General features: G+C 71.4%; 17 protein-coding genes. 5 read left to right on the top strand and 12 right to left on the bottom strand.

The window, feature by feature from the left end; all coding sequences use genetic code 11:
* From QUG93_RS04730 to QUG93_RS04715, 4 genes are all read right to left on the bottom strand, one after another.
* On the bottom strand, positions 1-1,386 hold the full coding sequence (locus QUG93_RS04730) for an MFS transporter (protein ID WP_289472508.1): 1,386 nt from the start codon (positions 1,384-1,386) through the stop codon (positions 1-3).
* Between the two features lie 99 nt (positions 1,387-1,485).
* Positions 1,486-2,631, bottom strand: a complete 1,146-nt coding sequence (locus QUG93_RS04725) for a cystathionine gamma-synthase (RefSeq protein WP_289472507.1) — start codon at positions 2,629-2,631, stop codon at positions 1,486-1,488.
* Between the two features lie 116 nt (positions 2,632-2,747).
* Entirely contained in the window at positions 2,748-4,112 is a 1,365-nt protein-coding gene (locus QUG93_RS04720; RefSeq protein ID WP_289472506.1) for a cystathionine beta-synthase, read from the bottom strand.
* 10 nt (positions 4,113-4,122) lie between these two features.
* A complete protein-coding gene (locus QUG93_RS04715; protein WP_289472635.1) occupies positions 4,123-6,054 on the bottom strand; it encodes an ABC transporter ATP-binding protein in 1,932 nt (643 codons plus the stop codon).
* A 117-nt stretch (positions 6,055-6,171) separates the two neighbouring features.
* On the opposite strand from QUG93_RS04715, the gene QUG93_RS04710 reads away from it, so the two are divergent.
* Positions 6,172-7,596, top strand: coding sequence for an APC family permease (locus tag QUG93_RS04710; RefSeq protein ID WP_289472505.1), 1,425 nt, complete (start codon positions 6,172-6,174; stop codon positions 7,594-7,596).
* 378 nt (positions 7,597-7,974) lie between these two features.
* Complete coding sequence (locus tag QUG93_RS04705) at positions 7,975-8,727, top strand: hypothetical protein (protein ID WP_289472504.1); 753 nt, start codon at positions 7,975-7,977, stop codon at positions 8,725-8,727.
* Between the two features lie 124 nt (positions 8,728-8,851).
* Here QUG93_RS04705 and rplL read toward each other — a convergent pair whose 3' ends face one another.
* The 4 genes from rplL to QUG93_RS04685 all read right to left on the bottom strand — a co-directional run bounded on the left by rplL (position 8,852) and on the right by QUG93_RS04685 (position 12,279).
* Positions 8,852-9,235, bottom strand: a complete 384-nt coding sequence (gene rplL / locus QUG93_RS04700) for a 50S ribosomal protein L7/L12 (protein ID WP_066655204.1) — start codon at positions 9,233-9,235, stop codon at positions 8,852-8,854.
* A gap of 51 nt (positions 9,236-9,286) precedes the next feature.
* A complete protein-coding gene (gene rplJ / locus QUG93_RS04695) occupies positions 9,287-9,802 on the bottom strand; it encodes a 50S ribosomal protein L10 (protein WP_022904852.1) in 516 nt (171 codons plus the stop codon).
* A 268-nt stretch (positions 9,803-10,070) separates the two neighbouring features.
* Entirely contained in the window at positions 10,071-11,534 is a 1,464-nt protein-coding gene (locus tag QUG93_RS04690) for a sensor histidine kinase (protein WP_289472502.1), read from the bottom strand.
* Positions 11,535-11,544: 10 nt separating this feature from the next.
* Positions 11,545-12,279, bottom strand: a complete 735-nt coding sequence (locus QUG93_RS04685) for a response regulator transcription factor (RefSeq protein ID WP_491700596.1) — start codon at positions 12,277-12,279, stop codon at positions 11,545-11,547.
* A gap of 111 nt (positions 12,280-12,390) precedes the next feature.
* Here QUG93_RS04685 and QUG93_RS04680 point away from each other — a divergent pair, with 111 nt between their 5' ends.
* From QUG93_RS04680 to QUG93_RS04670, 3 genes are read left to right on the top strand one after another with little or no spacing between them, the layout of a single operon-like run.
* Positions 12,391-13,476, top strand: coding sequence for an acyl-CoA dehydrogenase family protein (locus tag QUG93_RS04680; RefSeq protein ID WP_289472499.1), 1,086 nt, complete (start codon positions 12,391-12,393; stop codon positions 13,474-13,476).
* The gene (locus QUG93_RS04675) at positions 13,473-14,822 is read left to right on the top strand and encodes a bifunctional PIG-L family deacetylase/class I SAM-dependent methyltransferase (protein ID WP_289472498.1); all 1,350 of its coding nucleotides are present in this window, start codon (positions 13,473-13,475) and stop codon (positions 14,820-14,822) included. The genes QUG93_RS04680 and QUG93_RS04675 overlap by 4 nt, the downstream gene beginning before the upstream one ends.
* Positions 14,819-15,550, top strand: coding sequence for a glycosyltransferase family 2 protein (locus QUG93_RS04670; protein ID WP_289472496.1), 732 nt, complete (start codon positions 14,819-14,821; stop codon positions 15,548-15,550). Before QUG93_RS04675 ends, QUG93_RS04670 begins: the two co-directional genes overlap by 4 nt.
* Before the next feature lie 9 nt (positions 15,551-15,559).
* On the opposite strand, the gene QUG93_RS04665 is transcribed toward QUG93_RS04670, so the two are convergent.
* From QUG93_RS04665 to QUG93_RS04650, 4 genes are all read right to left on the bottom strand, one after another.
* A complete protein-coding gene (locus QUG93_RS04665; RefSeq protein WP_289472494.1) occupies positions 15,560-16,507 on the bottom strand; it encodes a TolB family protein in 948 nt (315 codons plus the stop codon).
* 125 nt (positions 16,508-16,632) lie between these two features.
* A complete protein-coding gene (locus QUG93_RS04660; protein WP_289472492.1) occupies positions 16,633-17,472 on the bottom strand; it encodes a carbohydrate ABC transporter permease in 840 nt (279 codons plus the stop codon).
* Positions 17,465-18,460 carry a carbohydrate ABC transporter permease gene (locus QUG93_RS04655; protein ID WP_289472491.1) on the bottom strand — a complete coding sequence of 332 codons (996 nt, stop codon included), beginning with the start codon at positions 18,458-18,460 and terminating at the stop codon, positions 17,465-17,467. Before QUG93_RS04655 ends, QUG93_RS04660 begins: the two co-directional genes overlap by 8 nt.
* Positions 18,461-18,633: 173 nt before the next feature.
* Positions 18,634-19,935, bottom strand: a complete 1,302-nt coding sequence (locus QUG93_RS04650; protein ID WP_289472489.1) for an ABC transporter substrate-binding protein — start codon at positions 19,933-19,935, stop codon at positions 18,634-18,636.
* Positions 19,936-20,041 lie beyond the last annotated feature (106 nt).

Genomic DNA, 20,041 nt, shown 5'->3' with positions numbered 1-20,041 from the left:
TCAGGTGCCCTGCGTCACCGTCGGCGGCGGGACGGGTCCCAGCCGGTGCACGGCCGCCGAGGCCACGAGCGCGATCCCTGCCATCGCCACGAAGACGAGCGGGAACGACCAGTCGCCCGTCGCTCCCCCGCTGCCGACGAACAGCAACCCCGTGACCGCGAGCCCGACGACGCTGCCCGAGGCGTCGGCGATCGTGAGCGCCGAACTCGCGAACCCGTCGTCACCCTCGCGCGAGAACCGCAGCGTGAGCATCGACAGCCGCGGGTACATCCCGCCCATGCCGGCCCCGCCGACGAACCACCCGACGACGAGCACCCACCACGGCAGGTCCCACACCGCGACCGCGAGCGCGACCAGCACGCTCAGCAGCACGAGCGCGGTACCGATCCCGAACGTCCGGGTCGCGGTGAGGCGCTGCTCGCCGAGCCGACCGTGCAGCCAGCTCGCCCCGGCCCAGCTCACGGCCGAGACGGTCAGTGCCAGTCCGGCGGCGGACGCGGACAGCCCGTGCTGGGCCTGCAGCAGGTACGGCACGTAGGCCTCACTCCCGAAGAACGCGGCGGCGACCAGCCCCCGGAGCAGCACGACCGTCGGCAGCCCGGGGGCGGCGCGGAACGTGCCGGACGGCAGGAGCGGGCGCAGCGCCGCCCACGTGCCGACCACCCCGACGACGACCGCGAGGACCCGCCCCCGGACGCCGAGGTCGGGCGCCACGTTGAGCAGCAGGATCGCGACGGCGGCCCCGATGGACCACGCGATGCGGCCCGCCTGCCAGGCGGGCCGTCGGTCGACGGGCGGCGCGTGCAGCCGGGACAGCGTCGGGACGAGCAGCGCGAAGGCGACGAGCGCGATCCCGAGCGCCCCGGCGAACACCCAGTGCCAACCCCACACCTCGGTCACGACCCCGGCGACAGCGGGACCGACCAGCGCGGGCACCACCCACGCCGCGGCGAACCCCGCGAACACCGGACCGTGCAGCTCCGCGGGGAAGATCCGCGCGACGAGCACGTACAGCACGACGTCGATCGCTCCGGCGCCGAAGCCCTCGACCAGACGCCCGACGAGGAAGACCTCCATCGTCGGCGCGGTCATCACCACCGCGGTCCCGATCGCGAAGAGCGCCGCGGACATCCAGGCGACGACCCGTCCCCCCGACCGGTCCGACCAGGTACCGGCGAGCACCATGCCCGGGACCCCGGCGGCGAGGGGTGCGGCGAAGGCGAGCGCGTACAGCGTCTGCCCGTCCAGGTCGCGGCTGATCTCCGGCATGACCGTGGTCATCGCGAGGTTCTGGAACGCGGCCACCCCGACGATCGCGACCATGCCGAGGGTGGCGAGCGCGTAGCGCCCGCCGAGGATCCCCGACCTCGTCGCCACGCTGCTCACCGCACCAGCCTAGGGGCCGGCACCGACGGACCGGCGGTCGCCGTGACGGACGGGAGGCTCCCCACCGGCCCGGTGGGGAGCCTCCCGTCCGTCACGGCGTCAGCGGGACAGTGCCTGCAGCACGTCCGCGACCAGGTCGCCGGCGTCCTCGATGCCGACGGACAGCCGGACGACGTTCTCCGGGACGGCGAGCTCGGTGCCCTTCACCGACGCGTGCGTCATCTCGCTCGGGTACCCGATCAGCGACTCGACGCCGCCCAGGGACTCGGCGAGCGTGAAGACCTCGGTCGACTCGACGAAGCGCTTGGCCGCCTCGGGGCCGCCGGTGAGCGCCACCGACAGCATGCCGCCGAAGCCGCGCATCTGCTTCGCCGCGACCTCGTGGCCGGGGTGGTCGGCGAGACCCGGGTAGAACACGCGCTCGACGCCGGGCGCGGACACCAGCGCCTCGGCGACCGCCTGCGCGTTCGTCGAGTGGCGCTCCATGCGGACGGGCAGCGTCTTGATGCCGCGGGTGGTCAGGAACGCGTCGAAGGGCGAGGCGATCGCACCGGCGCCGAACTGCAGGAAGCCGACCTGCTCCGCGAACGCCGGGTCGCGGAGCACGACCGCACCGCCGACCACGTCGGAGTGCCCGCCGAGGTACTTCGTCGTCGAGTACGACACCGCGTCGGCACCGAGCGACAGGGGTTGCTGCAGGGCGGGCGACGCGAAGGTGTTGTCCACGACGACGAGCGCGCCGGCGGCGTGCCCGACCTCGGACAGCAGCGCGATGTCGGCGATCTTCATGAGCGGGTTCGTGGGGGTCTCGACCCACAGGACGGTCTTCGCCGGGGCCCCTTCGAGCGCGGCACGCACCCGGTCGACGTCGCTCATGTCGACGACCACGAGCTCGACGCCCCACGGCACGTGCAGCCGGTTCACCAGGCGGTGCGTGCCGCCGTACACGTCGTTGCCCATCACGACCCGGGCGCCCGGCTCGAGGTACGCGCGGAGCAGGGCGTCCTCCGCGGCGAGGCCCGAGGCGAACGAGTACGCCGCGACGCCGCCGTCGAGGTCTGCGAGCAGCGTCTGCAGCGCGTCCCGTGTGGGGTTGCCGCCGCGGGAGTACTCGTAGCCGTTCCGCATGTTCCCGACACCGTCCTGCACGTAGGTGCTGGTGACGTGGATGGGCGGGATGACGGCACCGGTCGTGGCGTCGGGGTCCTGGCCGGCGTGGACGGCGCGGGTGGCGAACTCGGTCATGCGTGCTTCGGTTCCTCGGGCTTCGGGGGTCACTGGGACTTCTGGGTCACTCGGGCTGCGGGGGTCACTCGGGCTTCGGGGGTCACTCGGGCTTGGGGTCACTCGGACTGCTGGGCTCACTCGGAGAGCGACGTGAGCAGGTCGTGCCTCGTCAGGACGGTGACCGGCTTGCCGTCGTCGACGACGAGCAGCGCGTCGACGGCCTCCAGCGCACGACGGGCCGCCGAGAGCGACTCACCGGTGCCGATGAGCGGGAGCGGGTCGCCGACGAAGCCGCTGACCGCGTCCGTCATCGATGCACTGCCCGTGAAGACCTGCTCGAGCAGGTCCTTCTCGGCGACGGCACCCACCACCTCGCCGATCACGACGGGCGGCTCGGCGCTCAGGACGGGCATCTGCGAGACACCGTACGTCGACATGATCTCGACGACGTCGCGGACGGTGTCCGACGGGTGCGCGTGCACGAGGTCGGGCAGACGGCCGTCCTTGCCGGCGACGACCGATCCGACGGTGCGGGCGTCGTCGGCCTCGGCGAAGCCGTAGGAGCGCATCCAGCGGTCGTTGAAGATCTTGCCGAGGTAGCCGCGACCGCCGTCGGGCAGCAGCACCACGACGACGTCGTCCTCCGTCAGGTCGCGGGCGGCCCGCAGCGCGGCGACGACGGCCATGCCGCTCGAGCCGCCGACGAGCAGGCCTTCCTCGCGCGCGAGCCGCCGGGTCATGGCGAAGGACTCGGCGTCGGTCACGGCGATGATCTCGTCGGGTACACCGGCGTCGTAGGCGGACGGCCAGAAGTCCTCGCCGACGCCCTCGACCAGGTAGGGGCGTCCGGTGCCGCCCGAGTACACGGACCCCTCGGGGTCGGCGCCGACGATGCGGACGCGGCCGTCGGACGCCTCCTTGAGGTACCGTCCGGTGCCCGAGATCGTGCCGCCCGTGCCGACGCCGGCGACGAAGTGCGTGACCTGCCCCTCGGTGTCGCGCCAGATCTCGGGACCGGTGGTCTCGTAGTGGCTGCGCGGGCCGTTCGGGTTGGCGTACTGGTTCGGCTTGTAGGCACCCGGGATCTCGCGCACCAGGCGGTCGGACACCGAGTAGTAGGACTCGGGGTGGTCGGGCGCGACGGCGGTCGGCGTGACGACGATCTCGGCGCCGTAGGCCGTGAGCACGTTGCGCTTGTCCTCACCCACCTTGTCCGGCAGCACGAAGACGCACCGGTACCCGCGCTGCTGCGCGACCAGGGCGAGCCCGACGCCGGTGTTGCCCGACGTGGGCTCGACGATGGTGCCGCCGGGTCGGAGGTCGCCGGAGGCCTCGGCCGCGTCGATGATCCGGGTCGCGATGCGGTCCTTCGACGAGCCGCCCGGGTTCAGGTACTCGACCTTGACCAGCACGGTCGCCCGGAGACCCTCGGTGACGCGGTTCAGCTTGACGAGCGGGGTGTCGCCGACGAGGTCGACGACCGAGTTCGCGTATCGCACGCGGCCGAGTCTAGGCGGGACCACCGGCGCTCGGCTGGGATGCGACGAACGGGGTCGTCGCCACGTCGTGGTCGTGCGCGGTGGCGTTCTGCTGACGGAACAGGGAGGCGTAGACCCCGTCGCGGTCGAGGAGCTCGTCGTGGGAGCCCCGCTCGACGATCCGCCCGTGGTCGAGCACGAAGATGACGTCGGCGTCGCGGATCGTCGACAACCGGTGCGCGATCGCGATCGTCGTCCTTCCTGCGGCAGCGGTGTCGAGTGCCGTCTGCACCACGTGCTCGGAGATCGAGTCCAGCGCGCTCGTCGCCTCGTCGAGCACGAGCACCGGTGGATCCTTGAGGAGCACCCGGGCGATCGCGATCCGCTGCTTCTCGCCGCCCGAGAGCCGGTACCCGCGCTCCCCGACCACCGTTTCGTAGCCGTCGGGGAACGACGCGATCGTCTCGTGGATGTTCGCCGCACGCGCCGCCCGCTCGAGCTCCGCGTCGGTGGCGTCCGGCTTGGCGTACCGCAGGTTGTCGCCGATCGTGGCGTGGAACAGGTACGTCTCCTGGCTGACGATCCCGACGTGGCGCATCAGGTCCTCGTGCTCGAGGTCCCGCACGTCGGCCCCGGCGAACCGGACGGACCCCGCCGAGGCCTCGTACAGCCGCGGCACCAGGTAGGAGATCGTCGTCTTGCCCGCGCCCGACGGTCCGACGAATGCGGCGAACTGCCCGGGCTCGAGCTCGAACGACACGTTGCGGAGGGTGGGCTTGTCGGGCTCGCCGTCCGGGTACGCGAACGTCACGTCGTCGAACGCCACGTGCCCGACCCGGCGGGCGTCCACCTTGCGGGCTGCAGGTGCGTCGGTGATCGCCGGCTGCAGGTCGAGGTACTCGAAGATGCGGGCGAAGAGCGCGCCGGAGGTCTGCAGGTCGAGGACGACCCGGAGCAGGCCGACGGTCGGGAAGAGCAGCCGGGACTGCACCGTCGTGAACGCCACGATCGTGCCGGCCGTGATCGGCACGTCGCCGATGATCAAGTACGCGGCGACCAGGTAGATGACCGCCGGGATGATCGACAGGAAGACCTGCACGATGGCGAAGAACCACTGCCCCGACATCTGCTGGCGCACCTGCAGCTGGATCTGGTTCCGGTTCTCGTCCTCGTAGCGCTTGGTCTCGCTGCGCTGCTGGTTGAAGGACTTGGCGAGCAGGATGCCGGAGACGCTCAGTGCCTCCTGGGTGATCGCGGTCATGTCGGACAGCGACTCCTGCGTCTGTCCGGCGATCCGGGCACGCACCTGACCGACGCGACGCTGGGCGACGACGAGCAGCGGGAGCAGCACCACGGCGACGAGCGTCATCTGCCAGCTCAGCAGGAGCATCGCGACGACCGCTGCGATCACCGTCACGGTGTTGCCGAGCACCGACGAGATCGTGTTGTTGAGCACGCTGGCGACGCCGCCGACGTCGTTCTGCAGGCGCGACTGGATGACACCCGTCTTCGTGCGCGTGAAGAACGCCAGCTCCATGCGCTGCAGGTGCGCGAAGAGCCGCATGCGCATCGCGCCCATCACCTTGTTGCCGACGGTCGCAGTCAGGTACGTCTGCCAGATGCCGATGCCCGCGCTCGCGATCCAGAGCGCGACCATGCCGCCGACGAGCTCGAGGAGCACCGGGACGTCAGGCCGCCCGGACGGCGGGAAGAGCCCGCGGTCGAAGGCCTGCTGCGTGAGGAGCGGCGGGATCACCGACAGTGCCGCTCCGACCAGCACGAGCGTCACGGTCAGCACGATGGCGCGCCGGTGCGGTGCGAACAGCCCGGCGATACGGCGGAGCAGGTGCGGGATCCGCGGCGCCTCGGCGTTGGCGGCCCGCTGCGCCGCGACGTCCCCGCTCGAGATCCGCCCGCCGCCGCGCAGCCCGCCCGCCGCGCCCGGTCGCATCCCGTGGCCCATGCTCATGTGGCCAACCTATCCCCGGCTGGGGACACCGGCGGGATGCGCAGTATTTGACCCCGTTCAGGGGCCGTGCAACGATCGTCCGTCCGCGTCCCCCGCACCACCAGAGGTCCCATGACGTCCGCGTCCCCCCGCCCCACGTCGCTCCGCCAGCAGCTCGCACGCCGGAAGCCGATCGACCAGCTGCAGGCCGAGGCCGCGGCGGGGGTGGACGGGGTACCGCTCCGGCGGTCGCTCGGGGTCTGGCACCTGACGATGATCAGCGTCGGCGCGACCCTCGGCACGGGCATCCTCGTGGTGCTCGGCACGGCGGTCCCGCTGGCCGGGCCGGCGGTCTGGATCTCGTTCGTCCTGGCCGGCGTCGCCGCCCTGCTCTCCGCGCTGTCGTACGCCGAGATGGCCGGGGCCGTGCCGACCTCGGGCTCGAGCTACTCGTACACCTACGCCACGATGGGCGAGGGCATCGCCTGGGTCTGCGGCTGGTGCCTCGTCCTCGAGTACGCCGTCTCCGTGGCCGCGGTCGCGGTGGGAGCAAGCGAGTACGTCGACGAGACACTCCGCGTGTTCGGTCTGCACCTGCCGGCGGCGATCGCCGCCCCACCCGGTGACGGCGGCGTCGTGAACCTCCCCGCGGCGGTGCTCGTGCTCCTGGCGACGGCCGTCCTGCTGCCCGGTGCCCGTGAGAGCGCCTGGGCGAACACGCTCATGGTCGTCGTGAAGATCGCCCTCCTGGTCTTCTTCGTCGTCGTCGCCTTCACGGCGTTCCGGTCCGGCAACTTCGCGCCGCTCGCGCCGATGGGAGCAGCTGGTGTCACCGCCGCCGCGTCCCGCCTGTTCTTCTCGTACATCGGGTTCGACGCCGCGTCGACCGCCGGAGAGGAAGCGAAGGACCCCCGGCGCGACCTCCCGCGCGCGATCATCGCGTCGATCGTGATCGTCACGACGCTCTACATCCTGGTCGCGGTCGCCGCGATCGGGGCCCGCCCGTGGACGTCGTTCTCCTCCGACGAGGCATCGCTCGTCCGCATCGTCGTCGACGTGACCGGTCAGCCGGTGGTCGCCCTGGTCTTCTCGGTGGGGGCCGTGATCGCGATCGCCAGCGTCGTGCTCACCGTGCTGTACGGCCAGACGCGCATCCTGCTGACCATGGCCCGCGACGGCATGGTGCCGAAGGTCTTCGGCACGGTCTCGCGCCGCACCGGGACCCCCGTGCCGAACACCCTCATCGTGGGCATCGTCGTCGCGGTCGGCGCCGCGCTCGTGCCCCTCGGCGAGCTCGCCGACGCGACCAGCATCGGCACCCTGGTCGCGTTCGCCCTGGTGAACGTCTCCGTCATCGTGCTGCGCCGCACCCGTCCGGACCTCGAGCGCTCCTACCGCGTGCCGCTGTTCCCCGTCGTCCCGGTGCTCGGAACGCTGTGCTGCGTCCTGCTCGCGGTGTTCCTCGGCGCCGGCACGTGGATCGCGTTCGGCCTGTGGATGGTCGCCGGCGCCGTGCTCTACCTGGCCTACGGCCGCCGCCACAGCACCCTGCGCTGACGCGCGCGCTGCCGAGGCTCGGCCCAGCGGACACTTTTGTGGCCGCTCGAACGCGAAAGTGTCCGCTGACGCGAGTCTCGCGTTCCGCCCACAGGCTGTGCACTGGACCCGCTCCTCCACAGGTCGGCACGCTGCCGCTCAACCGGATCGCTCGGCCGCCAGCGTGGGTGCATGCGGTACCACCGGGAACGCCCTGCACTGCTCCGCGCAGACGACGACTCACGAGCGCGCACACTCCGGCGACGCCACCGCGCGGGAGAGGTGGTGCGGCTGCACAACGGCGTCTACCTCCCCCGGAGCATCTGGGAAGGACTCGACCCAGCCGACCGACACCTCGCTCGGGTGTGGGCCGTCGCGCCGGTGGTACCCGCCGGTGGGGTGTTCACACACCTCACGGCCGCGCTCATCCACGGGTGGCCGCTGATCGGTCCCGCGCCCGACCGGGTCCACGTCACCGTCCCGACGATCGAGCAGACGGTCCACCGAGCCGGCGTGATCCTGCACGCTCCCGGCGCCGGAGCGCTGCACCTCGCGGCGGCCCGCCTCGACGGCGTGCCCGTCGGCGACCGAGCGACGACCGCGTCCCTCGTCGCGCGGACGGAGCCCGTGCACGTCGCGGCGGTGGCGATCGACGCGGCAGTACGGGACGGCAGCCTCACCGCCGCACAGCTGGCCGACGCTCTGCCTGCGGGCCCGGGACGAGGGTCGCGTCGTGCGCGCACGGTCCTCGCTGCCCTCGACGCCCGCCACGAGACCGCCGGCGAGTCCTACACGGCGATCCGGCTCGTCCAGATCGGCGTCGGGCAGGTCGTGCCGCAACACGAGTTCCGCCACGACGGCTTCACGGATCGGGTCGACTTCTGGCTGCCCGACATCCGGGTCGTGGTCGAGTTCGACGGCAAGCAGAAGTACACGGACCCGGCGATGCTCGCAGGGCGGCACCCGGGCGACGTCGTCTGGACGGAGAAGCGTCGGGAGGACCGTCTCCGTCGTCGCCGAGAGGTCCGGACGGTGGTCCGCGTCACCTGGTGGCACCTCGAACGACTCGACCGCTTCCAGGCCCTCTTCCGCTCGCACGACCTGCACGTGGGCGGCGAGACTCGGCCGGGCGGACACATTCGCAATGCCTGACACGCGAAAGTGTCCGCAGAACCGAGTCTCGCGCCCCGGCCGCCCCGGCCGCCCCGGCCGCCCGCCGCGCACGACGAAGGCCGCCGCCCCGAGGGGCAGCGGCCTTCGTGACCAGAGGTCGAGACTACGCGAGCTCGATCGTGGCGCCGGCGGCCTCGAGGGCCTCCTTCGCCTTGTCGGCCGTCTCCTTGTTGACACCCTCGAGGATCTTGGCGTCGGCGGTCTCGACGAGGGCCTTGGCCTCGCCCAGGCCGAGCGACGTGAGGCCACGGACCTCCTTGATGACCTGGATCTTCTTGTCACCGGCCGACTTGAGCACGACGTCGAACTCGGTCTTCTCCTCGACCTCCTCGGCGGGGGCAGCAGCGCCACCGGCCGCGGCGACCGCGACGGGGGCAGCAGCGGTGACCTCGAAGACCTCCTCGAACTTCTTCACGAAGTCCGAGAGCTCGATGAGCGTGAGCTCCTTGAAGGCCTCGATGAGCTCGTCCTGCGAAAGCTTCGCCATGATTTTCTCCTACTACTAGCTAGTACGTGTGGTTGATGAACGCGTGCCTGGTCAGGCCGCGGACTCCTGCTTCTCGCGGAGGGCGTCCACGGTGCGGACGGCCTGCGAGAGGGGTGCCTGGAACAGGTACGCAGCACCGAACAGCGAGGCCTTGAAGGCGCCGGCGAGCTTGCCGAGCAGGACTTCACGGGACTCGAGGTCGGCGAGCTTGTCCACCTCGGTCGCGGTGAGCGGGTTACCGTCGAAGTAACCGCCCTTCACCACGAGCTGGGGGTTCGCCTTGGCGAATGCACGCAGCGACTTCGCGACGGCGACGGTGTCACCGTGGACGAAGGCGAGAGCGGACGGACCGGCGAGCTCGTCGTCGAACGACGAGATGCCGGCGTTGTTCGCCGCGATCTTGGTCAGCGTGTTCTTCACCACGGCGTACGTGGCGTGCTCACGGATCGAGTTGCGGAGCTCCTTGAGCTGCGCCACCGTGAGACCGCGGTACTCGGTGAGCAGGACGGCGTTCGAGCTCTGGAATGCTTCCGTGAGCTCGGCGACCGCAGCTTCCTTGTTCGCCATGGTTCTCCTTGGGGTTCTTGCCGGCTAGCCCCTGGTCACCACACGAAAAAAGCTCCGGCGCAGAGGCTCGGAGCTGCTCCCCCGCGAACGGGAGGAGTTGTTCTGAACACCTGCGCTGGCTGCCCCACGAGTGAGGACCTTCGGTCTGTGCGCGAGCGCACAGACGACCGGCGGTCTTTGGCTTCGAAGAAGGTACCACAGGATCGGGACCGCGACCAACCGCCGGACGGGAGGAACGGGGCGGGCCCCGCCCCGCGCCTCCAGTCCGTCAGGCGGTCGCCGCCACCGCGCCGGCTGCGCCCGCACCGGCTGCCGCCGCCGGGCGCGAGGTCGGCAGGTGCACCGTGAACACGGTGTCCCCCGGCACGCTCGCGACCTCGACACTCCCGCCGTGCGCCTGCACGACCGCGTCGACGATCGCGAGCCCGAGGCCCGTCGACCCGGCGGTGCGCGACCGCGAGCTGTCCGCCCGGGCGAACCGTTCGAACAGCTTCGGCAGGAACTCCGGGTCGATCCCCTGACCGGTGTCGCGCACCGTCAGGTCGACCCCGTTCGGGGACGGCGCGAGGCCCACCGTGATGCGGGTGCCGTCCGGGGTGTGCGTCCGCGCGTTGGTGACGAGGTTCACGACGACCTGGTGGAGTCGGGCTGCGTCGCCCTGCACCTCGACGGGGACGTCGGGCACGTCGACCTCGATCGGGTGGTCGGGCGAGGCTGCGTGGGCGTCGTTCACCGCGTCGAGCACGAGACCGGTGAGGTCGACGTCGGCGAACTGGACCTCGCGGCCCTCGTCGAGCCGGGCGAGCAGCAGCAGGTCCTCGACCATGCTCGTCATGCGCTTCGACTCCGACTCGATGCGGCTCATCGCGTAGACGACGTCCTGCGGCAGGTCCGCGCCCATCCGCCGCGTGAGCTCGGCGTACCCGCGGACCGACGCGAGCGGTGTCCGGAGCTCGTGCGAGGCGTCGGCGACGAACTGTCGCACCTTCTGCTCGGAGCGCTCCCGGGCCTGCATCGCGCCGGCGATGTGCCCGAGCATCCGGTTGAACGCGGTGCCGACGCGGCCGACCTCGGTGCGCGGATCGGCGTCCGGGACCCGCACGCCGTCGAGGGCGTCGCTCCGCTCCAGTGGCATCCGCGCGACGGACGAAGCGGTCTCGGCGACGCGCTCGAGCGGGCGCAGCGAGCGACGGACGACGACCGCGGCGACCCCGGTGGCAGCGAGCAGTGCGAGTGCGGTGACCACGAGCACCCATCCGAACAGCTTCCACACGCTCTCGTACACGGGCGCCATCGGGAGACCGACGACGAGCACGGCGGGCCCGACGGGCGCTGCGGTGACCCGGTAGCGACCGAGGTCGTGCCCGAGGTCGACCGTGTGCGCGGCGCCGTCGATCGCGACGCCACCGAGCGGACGCACCGAGGACCCGGTGAGGCGGTCGATGTCGCCGGCGTTGTCGAGCACGCTGCCCACCGCCGCGGTGCCGTCGAGGAAGTAGACCGTCAGGGTCCCGGCGGCCTGCCCGGAGGGCCGGCCGATCTCGAGGCTCGGGCCGTTCGGACCCTGGTCCTGCAGTGACTTCTGTGCGCGGCTCGTGGCGTACTGCAGCTGCTGGTCGATCGCCGATCGCTGGATCGAGAACAGCGCGACGATGCTGCCCGCCCCGATCACCGCGCTCACGGCGACGACGAGCGCGACGATGCTCAGGACGAGTCGTCGGCGGAGTGTCACGCGGCAGCCCTCACGAGGTCGGCTTGATGACGTACCCGACGCCGCGCACCGTGTGGATCATCGGGGTCTCGCCGGCGTCGATCTTCTTGCGGAGGTAGGAGATGTAGATCTCCACGACGCTGGACTTGCCGCCGAAGTCGTACGACCACACCCGGTCGAGGATCTGTGCCTTGCTGAGCACACGCCGCGGGTTGCGCATGAGGAAGCGGAGGAGTTCGAACTCGGTCGCGGTCAGCTCGATCGGACGGCCGGCACGGGACACCTCGTACGACTCCTCGTCGAGCACGAGGTCCCCGACGACGATGCGGGAGTCCCCCGCCTCGGAGATCGAGATCTGCGAGCGGCGGATGAGTCCGCGGAGCCGTGCCACGACCTCCTCCAGCGAGAAGGGCTTCGTGACGTAGTCGTCGCCGCCCGCGGTGAGACCGGTGACGCGGTCCTCGACGGAGTCCTTCGCGGTGAGGAACAGCACCGGGGTGTCGTCGTTGTTCTGCCGGAGCCGGCCGAGCACCTGCAGCCCGTCGAGGTCCGGCATCATCACGTCGAGCACCATCGCGTCGGGCTTCCACTCGCGTGCCGTCGCCAGGGCCTCCTGGCCGCCGTTGGCGCTCTTGACGTCCCAGCCCTCGTAGCGCAGCGCCATCGAGAGCAGGTCGGTGAGGCTGGCCTCGTCGTCCACGACGAGGATGCGCAACGGGGTGCCGTCGGCGCGGGTGAGACGAGGGGCTGCGGCGGGCTGCGAGATGGTCACGTCATCGAGGATCGGTGCGATTCCTATGAGCCGCCTGTGCCTGACCCTGGTGCGGTCTGGGGATCATCGTGATCCGATCCGCGCGGTTCCCGTACGTTCGGAGGCATGCTCAGCAGTACCGCGTGGCCCGCATCGGCTCGCGATGTCGACACCACCGACATCGACCGGACGGCCGGGAGGACCGGCTCGGCCCCGCAGGACCGCCTCGCGTTCGCGCGGTGGCTCGCGTCCACCGCCCCGCTCCTGTCCGCAGGTTCGGCCGGCGGTGCGTTCGCCGCCCTCGCGGCCGTCGCGGCGAGGGACGTGGCCCTCGCCCGCACGGTCGAGCCGCACCTCGACGCGCTCGGGATCCTCGAGCAGGCCGGCGTGCCGGCCCCGCCCGGGTCGACCTGGGGCGTCTTCGCCGCTGAGGCCCCCGGCACCGTGCTGACCGCGACCCCCGACCCGGACGCCGGGCCGGACGCCTTCCGGCTCGCCGGAACGAAGCCGTGGTGCTCGCTCGCATCGTCGCTCTCGCACGCGCTCATCACCGCACACGTCGGGGACGGCCGGCAGCTGTTCGCCGTCGATCTCGACCAGGACGGGGTCACCGTGCACGACGGTGCATGGGTCGCCCGCGGGATGCCCGACGTCCCGAGTGGTCCGGTGGACCTCGACGGGGTGCGCGCGACACCGGTCGGTGCTCCCGGCTGGTACCTCACCCGGCCGGGCTTCGCGTGGGGCGGCATCGGCGTCGCTGCGTGCTGGTGGGGCGGAGCCGTCGGGCTCGCGCGGGTGCTCCGCCGGACGGCTGCAGCGCACCCGGAGTCCGAGCTGCTGCAGGCAGCCCTCGGCGCGACCGTCCTCGACCTCGCCGACGCCGAGGACGCCCTGGCCACCGCGGCCGCACGGATCGACACACCCCTGCCCGTCGACAGCGGACCGGGCGACGGCGACCCCCGGGACGGGGCGTCCGACGGGAGCACCGACTGGCGCCTGATCGCCCAGGTGACCCGGTCGCGGGTGCGCCGGGCGGTGGACGCGGTCCTGCACGGGGTCGTCGCGACGATCGGTCCCGGGCCGCTGACGAGCGACCCGGCCGTCGCCGCCCGGGTCGCCGACCTCGGGCTCTACGTCCTGCAGGACCACGGGGAGCGCGACCTCGCCCGGGTCGGCCGGATCGTCACGGAGCGCGGGGGTGTCGCGTGGTGAGCTTCGACCACCGTGACGCCGGGACGGACCCCGCGGCGTGGACGGCCTTCCTCGAGACGGTGTCCGCACCGGCGGTCGACCTGCGCGGGGTCGGCTCGGTCGTGGTCGTCGCGCCGCACCCGGACGACGAGACCCTGGGCGCGGGCGGGCTGATCGCCACGGCGGCCGACGCGCAGGTGCCCGTGCACGTGCTGCTCCTCACCCGCGGCGAGCGCTCGCACCCCGGTTCCCCCACCGTGACACCGGAGCAGCTCGCCCCGCGCCGGTCCGAGGAGTTCCGGCACGCCCTGCGCGTGCTGCACCCCACGGCGAGCGCCACCGAGCTCGACGTGCCCGACGGCGCGGTCCGGGAGCACGCCGACGTCCTGCGCACCGCCCTCGGACACCGGCTCGCGGGCGCGGCGCGGCCCACCCTGGTCGTGGCGCCCTGGCGGGGCGACGGGCACCGGGACCACCGGGTCGCAGGCGAGGTCACCGAGCAGGTGGTCGCGGCGACACCGGGGACCGAGCTGCTCGCGTACCCGATCTGGGCCTGGCACTGGGACGACCCGTCCGTGCCGACAGCGCCCTGGGACCGTGCGCGCAGGCTGCCCCTCGGCCCGGACGTCCGGGACCGCAAGGCGAGGGCGCTGGCCGCCTACCCGTCCCAGACGATGCCGCTCTCCGACGCGCCCGGTGACGAACCGATCGTGGACGGCCGGCACGCCGCGCACCACCTGCGCGCCGAGGAGTGGCTGTTCGCCCCGCTCCGCTCGCGGTCGCGTGCGTCGTTCGACGCGCACTACGCCAGGAAGCCCGAGGGGTGGGACTTCGACGGCTCCTGGTACGAGCAGCGGAAGCGCGCCGTCACCCTGGCGGCGCTGCCCCGGGCGCGCTACCGCTCCGCGCTCGAGCTCGGCTGTGCGACCGGTGTGCTCACGGCCGCCCTCACCGAGCGCGCCGACACCGTGACGGGCACCGACCTCGCCGAGGCCGCGATCGAGCAGGCCAGGCGCCGGGCTCCGTCGGCGCGCTTCGAGCGGGCGGCCTTCCCCGGCGAGTGGCCGGCGGGACGCTGGGACCTCGTGGTGCTGTCCGAGGTCGGGTACTACCTGTCGCCGGACGACCTCGACCGGACCGTGGACCGTGTGCTCGACTCGCTCGACGACGACGGCGTGCTCGTCACGTGTCACTGGCGGCACCCCGACGACGAGGCGGTGACCGACGGCGACACCGTCGACGCCCGCGTCGCCGCACGGTGGCCGAGACCGGCGCTCGTGCGGCACCTCGAGGAGGACTTCGTGCTCAGCGTCCTGCCCGGCCCTGCCGTCACCTCCGTGGCCCGCGCGCAGGGCCTCGTGCGGTGAGCGGCGCGCGGATCGACGTCGTGGTGCCGGTCCACGACGAGGAGGCGTCCGTCGGCGGGTCGCTCGAGGCGCTGTCCGCGGCGGTCGAGGCGCTCGGGTGGGCGCACCCCGCCGTGCCGGTCGGCGTGACGTTCGTGCTCGACGGCTGCACCGACGGCACCGCCGACGTGGTCGAGTCCGTCCGGCACACCGACGTGACCTGGTCGGGCGGCGCGCTGCACGTGCGGACGTCGGCGCACGTCGGGGTCGGACGCGCCCGTGCGATCGGCGCCGCGCACGCTCGCGGCCGCGCAGCGGACACCGTCCCGACGCGGCACTGGCTCGCCCACACCGAAGCGGACTCCCGCGTGCACCGCGAGTGGCTCGTGCAGCAGGTCGACGCACTGCTCGCCGGGGCGCACCTGCTCGTGGGCGCAGTCGTCCCCGACCCGGACGACCTCGCGCCCGCCGTGCTCGACCGCTGGCGCCGCGCACACCCGCCCGGGGCGACGCTCGGGCACGTCCACGGCGCGAACCTCGGCGTCCGGGCCGACGCGTACACAGCGCTCGGCGGCTTCGACCCGGTGCGCGAGCACGAGGACGTCCGCCTGGTCGAGCGGGCTCGGGCGCTCGGGCTGGACGTCCGCGCGACGACCGAGCTCCCGGTCGTCACGAGCGGCCGCTTCGCCGGCCGGACCCCCGGCGGCTACGCGGAGCACCTCCGGCGCACGTACGGGGACGCGGGGTGAGCGTCGCCGTCAGTCCGCGGTGACCGGGTAGTCGCAGTACGCGAACCAGCGGGAGTCCGGGGACCACGGCGGGACGTTCACCGTCCCCTGTCCGCCGTCGAGCACGACGAGTGTCTCCGGCACGGCGGCGATCCGTGCGCCGCGCGCCAGAGCGCCGGGGAGCAGCCGGAGCTCCACGCGGTGGTCGGCCGGGTGTCCCTGGACCCCGGGCTCGTAGGACAGGTGGAGCAGGTGGGCGCCGTCCGGCGACAGGTGCGGGAACCAGTCCACCCGCTCGTCGTTCGTGATCTGCACGGGGTCGCCGCCACCGAGCCGGAGGGCGGCGAGCTGCGCGGTCCCCGGGGTGAACCGCTCGGTGTTGAAGAGCACCGTGCCGCCGTCGGGCGTGATCGCGCAGCCGTCGTCGGGGTGCTCGTCACGGGTCAGGAACGTCGTCTCGCCCGAGGCCGGGTCGACGAGGGCGACGTCGGTCGTCCAGACGCCGTCGGGGGTCCGCTCCCCCACGATCGCGGCGAGCGCCGAGCCGTCCGGCGCGATGCCGTGCAGGTAGTACTTGCGGACGACCGGCAGCACGGCCGCCGTGTCGGTGATCCGCGTCGCCGAGCCGCCGTCGGGCAGGGGCACCCGGTACAGCTCGCCGTCGCGGGCGCTCACCACGACGGAGTCACCCGACGGGTCGAGCACGTGGTCGTTGTTGATCTCGTCGACGCCGGGCATCGGCACGCGGACCAGGGCGGTCTCGTCGAGCACGGTGTCACTGCCCGGCGCCGGTGGTGTCAGGAGCCAGAGGTCCCCGTCACCGTTCAGCACGAGCGTGCCGTCCGCACGCACGTTCGGCGCCTCCACGAGCACCGAGCGCGACTCGAAGACGAGCCGGCTCGTCCGGGTGTCCACGTCGTACACGTGCACCCGGCTGGTCTGTCCGGGCAGCAGCTGTCGCCCGCGCGTCCCTGTCATGCATCCATCCTGTCTGATCGGTCTCGCTGTACACGGAACGAGACTCGGGCTGAGCGACGACTCTCGGCCCGGAGGCCGCGAGGAACGTCGCCCAGCCCGAGTCTCGGGTCGGCTGGCGGAGCGCCCTACTTCACCGCACCCGCGGTCAGGCCGGCCACGAACTGCCGCTGCACGATGAGGAACGCCAGCACCACGGGGATCGACACCACGAGGGACGCCGCCATGACCTGGTTCCAGTACACGTTGGTCTGCGTCGAGTACTGCTGCAGACCGACCGCCAGGGTGGAGCCGAGTCCGTTCGTCATGACCGAGGCGAAGAGGACCTCGCCCCACGCCGTCATGAACGAGTAGATGCCGACCGCCACGAGCCCCGGACGGGCCGACGGCAGGATGACCCGGAACAGTGCGCCCATCGGGCCGGAGCCGTCCACCATGGCGGCCTCGTCGAGCTCACGCGGGATGGTCTCGAAGTAGCCCGCGAGCATCCAGATCGAGAACGGCAGCGTGAAGGTCAGGTAGGTGATGATCAGGCCGAGCCACGACCCGACGAGCTGGACGCCGATCGCGTTCCCGAGGTTCGTGAAGATCAGGAACAGCGGGAGCAGGAACAGCACGCCCGGGAACATCTGCGTGGAGAGCACCGCGGTGGTGAAGGCGCTCTTGCCCTTGAAGTTCCAGCGCGAGACGCCGTAGGCGGCGAACGTCGCGATGATGAGCGAGAACACCGTCGCGACCGTGCACACCACGAGCGAGTTGATGAAGTACCGCCCGAGCGGCACCGTCGACCACATGTCGACGAACGGCTGGAAGGTAATGTTCGTCGGGATCCACGTGAAGTTGTCCTGCACGTCGCCGAGCGGCTTCATCGCGGTGGTGACCATCACGTAGAGCGGGACGACCGTGAACAGGGTCAGGACGACCAGGGTGACGATCTTGAAGGACTTGGCGCCGACTGTCTCACGCACGGACGGACCTCCGGTTGGTCACGGCGAGGTAGATGCCGGTGACGATGAGCAGGAAGATGAGGAGCAGGACGCTCATCGCGGCACCGGAACCGAAGTTCCAGGTGATGAACGACGCGTTGTAGATGTGGAAGCTGAGCAGGTCGGCGGCCGGCGGCTGCGCGGTCGAACCGAAGAGCACGAACGGCGTGTTGAAGTCGTTGAACGTCCAGAGGAACATCACGAGCACGAGCGTCACGTTGACCGGGCGGACCATCGGCAGCGTGATCGAACGCCACTGCCGGAAGGGCTTCGCGCCGTCGACGGACGCTGCCTCGTACACGTCGTTCGGCACGGACTGCAGGCCGGCCATGAGCATCAGGAACGCGAACGGCCAGGTCTTCCAGATCGCCACGACGACGACCGCGACGAACGCGTTGTTGCCGATCAGCCAGAACGGCGCGTTCCCGCCGAACATGCCGAGCTGGTCGACCAGCAGGTGGTTCAGCGCACCCGTGTCGCGCTGGAACATGAACTTCCAGGTGATCACGCCCGCGTACATCGGGAGCGCGTACGGCACGAGGAACAGCGTGCGGAAGAGGCCGCGACCGGCGAACGGCTTCTGCAGCGCGACCGCGGCGGCCATGCCGAGGGTCCAGGAGAGCCCGACCACGAGCACCGTGAAGGCGCAGGTGATGAGGAACGAGTTGAGGACGCCCTTGCCGATCGCCTGGTCGAAGTCGACCACGACGGAGTAGTTCCGGAACCCGGCGAAGGGGGCCGCGCCCCAGTTCGCGATGAAGTACTTGGTGAGCTGGATGAACGAGATCCAGATGCCGACGAGCATCGGCACGATGTGGATGAGCAGCTCGAACAGGATGGCCGGCGCGACCAGCGCGTACGGCAGCCAGTGGCGCTTCGGCTTCCGACCCGGCTGCGGCCCCGACAGGGTCGGTGCCTTCGTGTGGGTCAGGTCGATGCGCTCGGAGTCGGGCAGGACCGAGGTGGACATGGGTGGTGGCCTTTCGGCAGGAGGAGGATCGGGGCTTCGCGTCCGGTGACCGTGGCAGCGGCCGGGAGGCGCGGCATGCGTGAGCCGATGCGCTCACCCCCGGCGCGTGGCCGGGTGCGGGAGGTGGAGGCCCGGGCGCGTCCTGACGGACGCGACCCGGGCCTCCCGGCGGATCAACCGGCGGCCTGGGAGACCTGGTCCTGCGCGGTCTGCAGCGCCGACTTGATGTCGCTCTCGGACACCTTCGAGCCGGTGGCGATCTTGGCGAACATGTCGTTCATCGCCTTGCCGACCGTCGACTCGAACTGGTCCTCGGCGGGCACCAGCGGGAGCGGCTTCGCCTTGTTGTTGTAGATGTCGAGGAACGTCTTGGTCTGCTCGTCCGTCACGGAGTCAGCAGCCTCGGCGAGCACCGGCAGCGCCGAGTACGGCTTGTCCAGCGTCGTCTGCGTGTCCATGCTCGTCATGTACTTGACGAACTTGAGCGCGCCGTCCTTGTTCTTCGTGTTCTTGAAGATCGACAGGTTGATGCCGGCCGGGAAGCTGGCGATCTGCTCGCCACCCTCGGGAGCCGGGAGCGCCACGACGCCGTACTCGTCCGACTTCATCCCGAGGGACTCGATCGTCGCGTTGGCGTTGTTCTGGTTGAGGATGAACGCGGCCTTCTTCTTGGCGAAGTCGGTGGTCGACTGCGTCGCGTTGTCGTACTGCGCGTTCGACGGGTTCGCGACCTTCGCGTCCTGCATGAGGTCGAGGTAGCGCTTGATGCCGTCGACGTTCGCCTTCGACGTGAAGGTCGGCTTGCCGTCCTTGTCGAACCACTCGCCGCCGTTCTGCGCCGAGTTGATGAACGCGAAGTGCGAGTTCTCGGTGTAGGAACCGCCCGCGAGGCTGAAGCCGTACTTGCCGTCGGCCGTCAGCTTCTCGGCGTCGGCGACCATGTCCTCCCACGTGGTGGGGGGCGTGATGCCGGCGTCGGCGAGCATCTGCTTGTTGTAGTAGAGGCCGTAGGCGAGGCCGTAGAGCGGGACGCTCGTGACGGTCTCGCCGGGGGCGCCGCCCGTGGAGAGCGCGACCTTGCCGAACTTGTCGGCGCCGCCGATGGCCTTCATCTCGGCGTCGCCGAACTCCTGGAAGGCGCCCGTCGCCTGGAGCGAGGTGGCCCAGGTGTTGCCGATGTTGACCACGTCCGGGCCCTGGCCCGAGGTGACGGCGGTCTGGATCTTGTTCTGCAGGTCGTTCCAGCCGATGACCTGGAGGTCCACCTTGATCCCGGTCTCCTTCGTGAACTTCTCGAGGACGGGGGTGAGCACCTCCTTGTCGTTCTGGAGGGACGTGCCCTGGTTGGACGCCCAGTAGGTGAGCGTCTTCGAGTCGCCGGACGAACCGGACGATCCCGAGGAGCAGGCTGCGAGGCCGGTCACGGTGAGTGCCGCGGCCGCGGTGATGGCCAGTGCGCGGATGGCAGTGCGCATGACTCTCTACTTTCTCGTCGTTGAGGTGGTGCAGGAGGTGGTGCTGGTCGTGCTGTCGGGTGCTGCTGTGTGGTGCGGTGTCCCGCCCCCGGTCGGCAGCGACCGG

The sequence above is a fragment of the Curtobacterium caseinilyticum genome (assembly GCF_030363035.1).
Classification (GTDB): domain Bacteria; phylum Actinomycetota; class Actinomycetes; order Actinomycetales; family Microbacteriaceae; genus Curtobacterium; species Curtobacterium caseinilyticum.
Note: the sequence above shows the minus strand (reverse complement) of the source record. Positions and strands in the feature narration are given on the sequence as shown.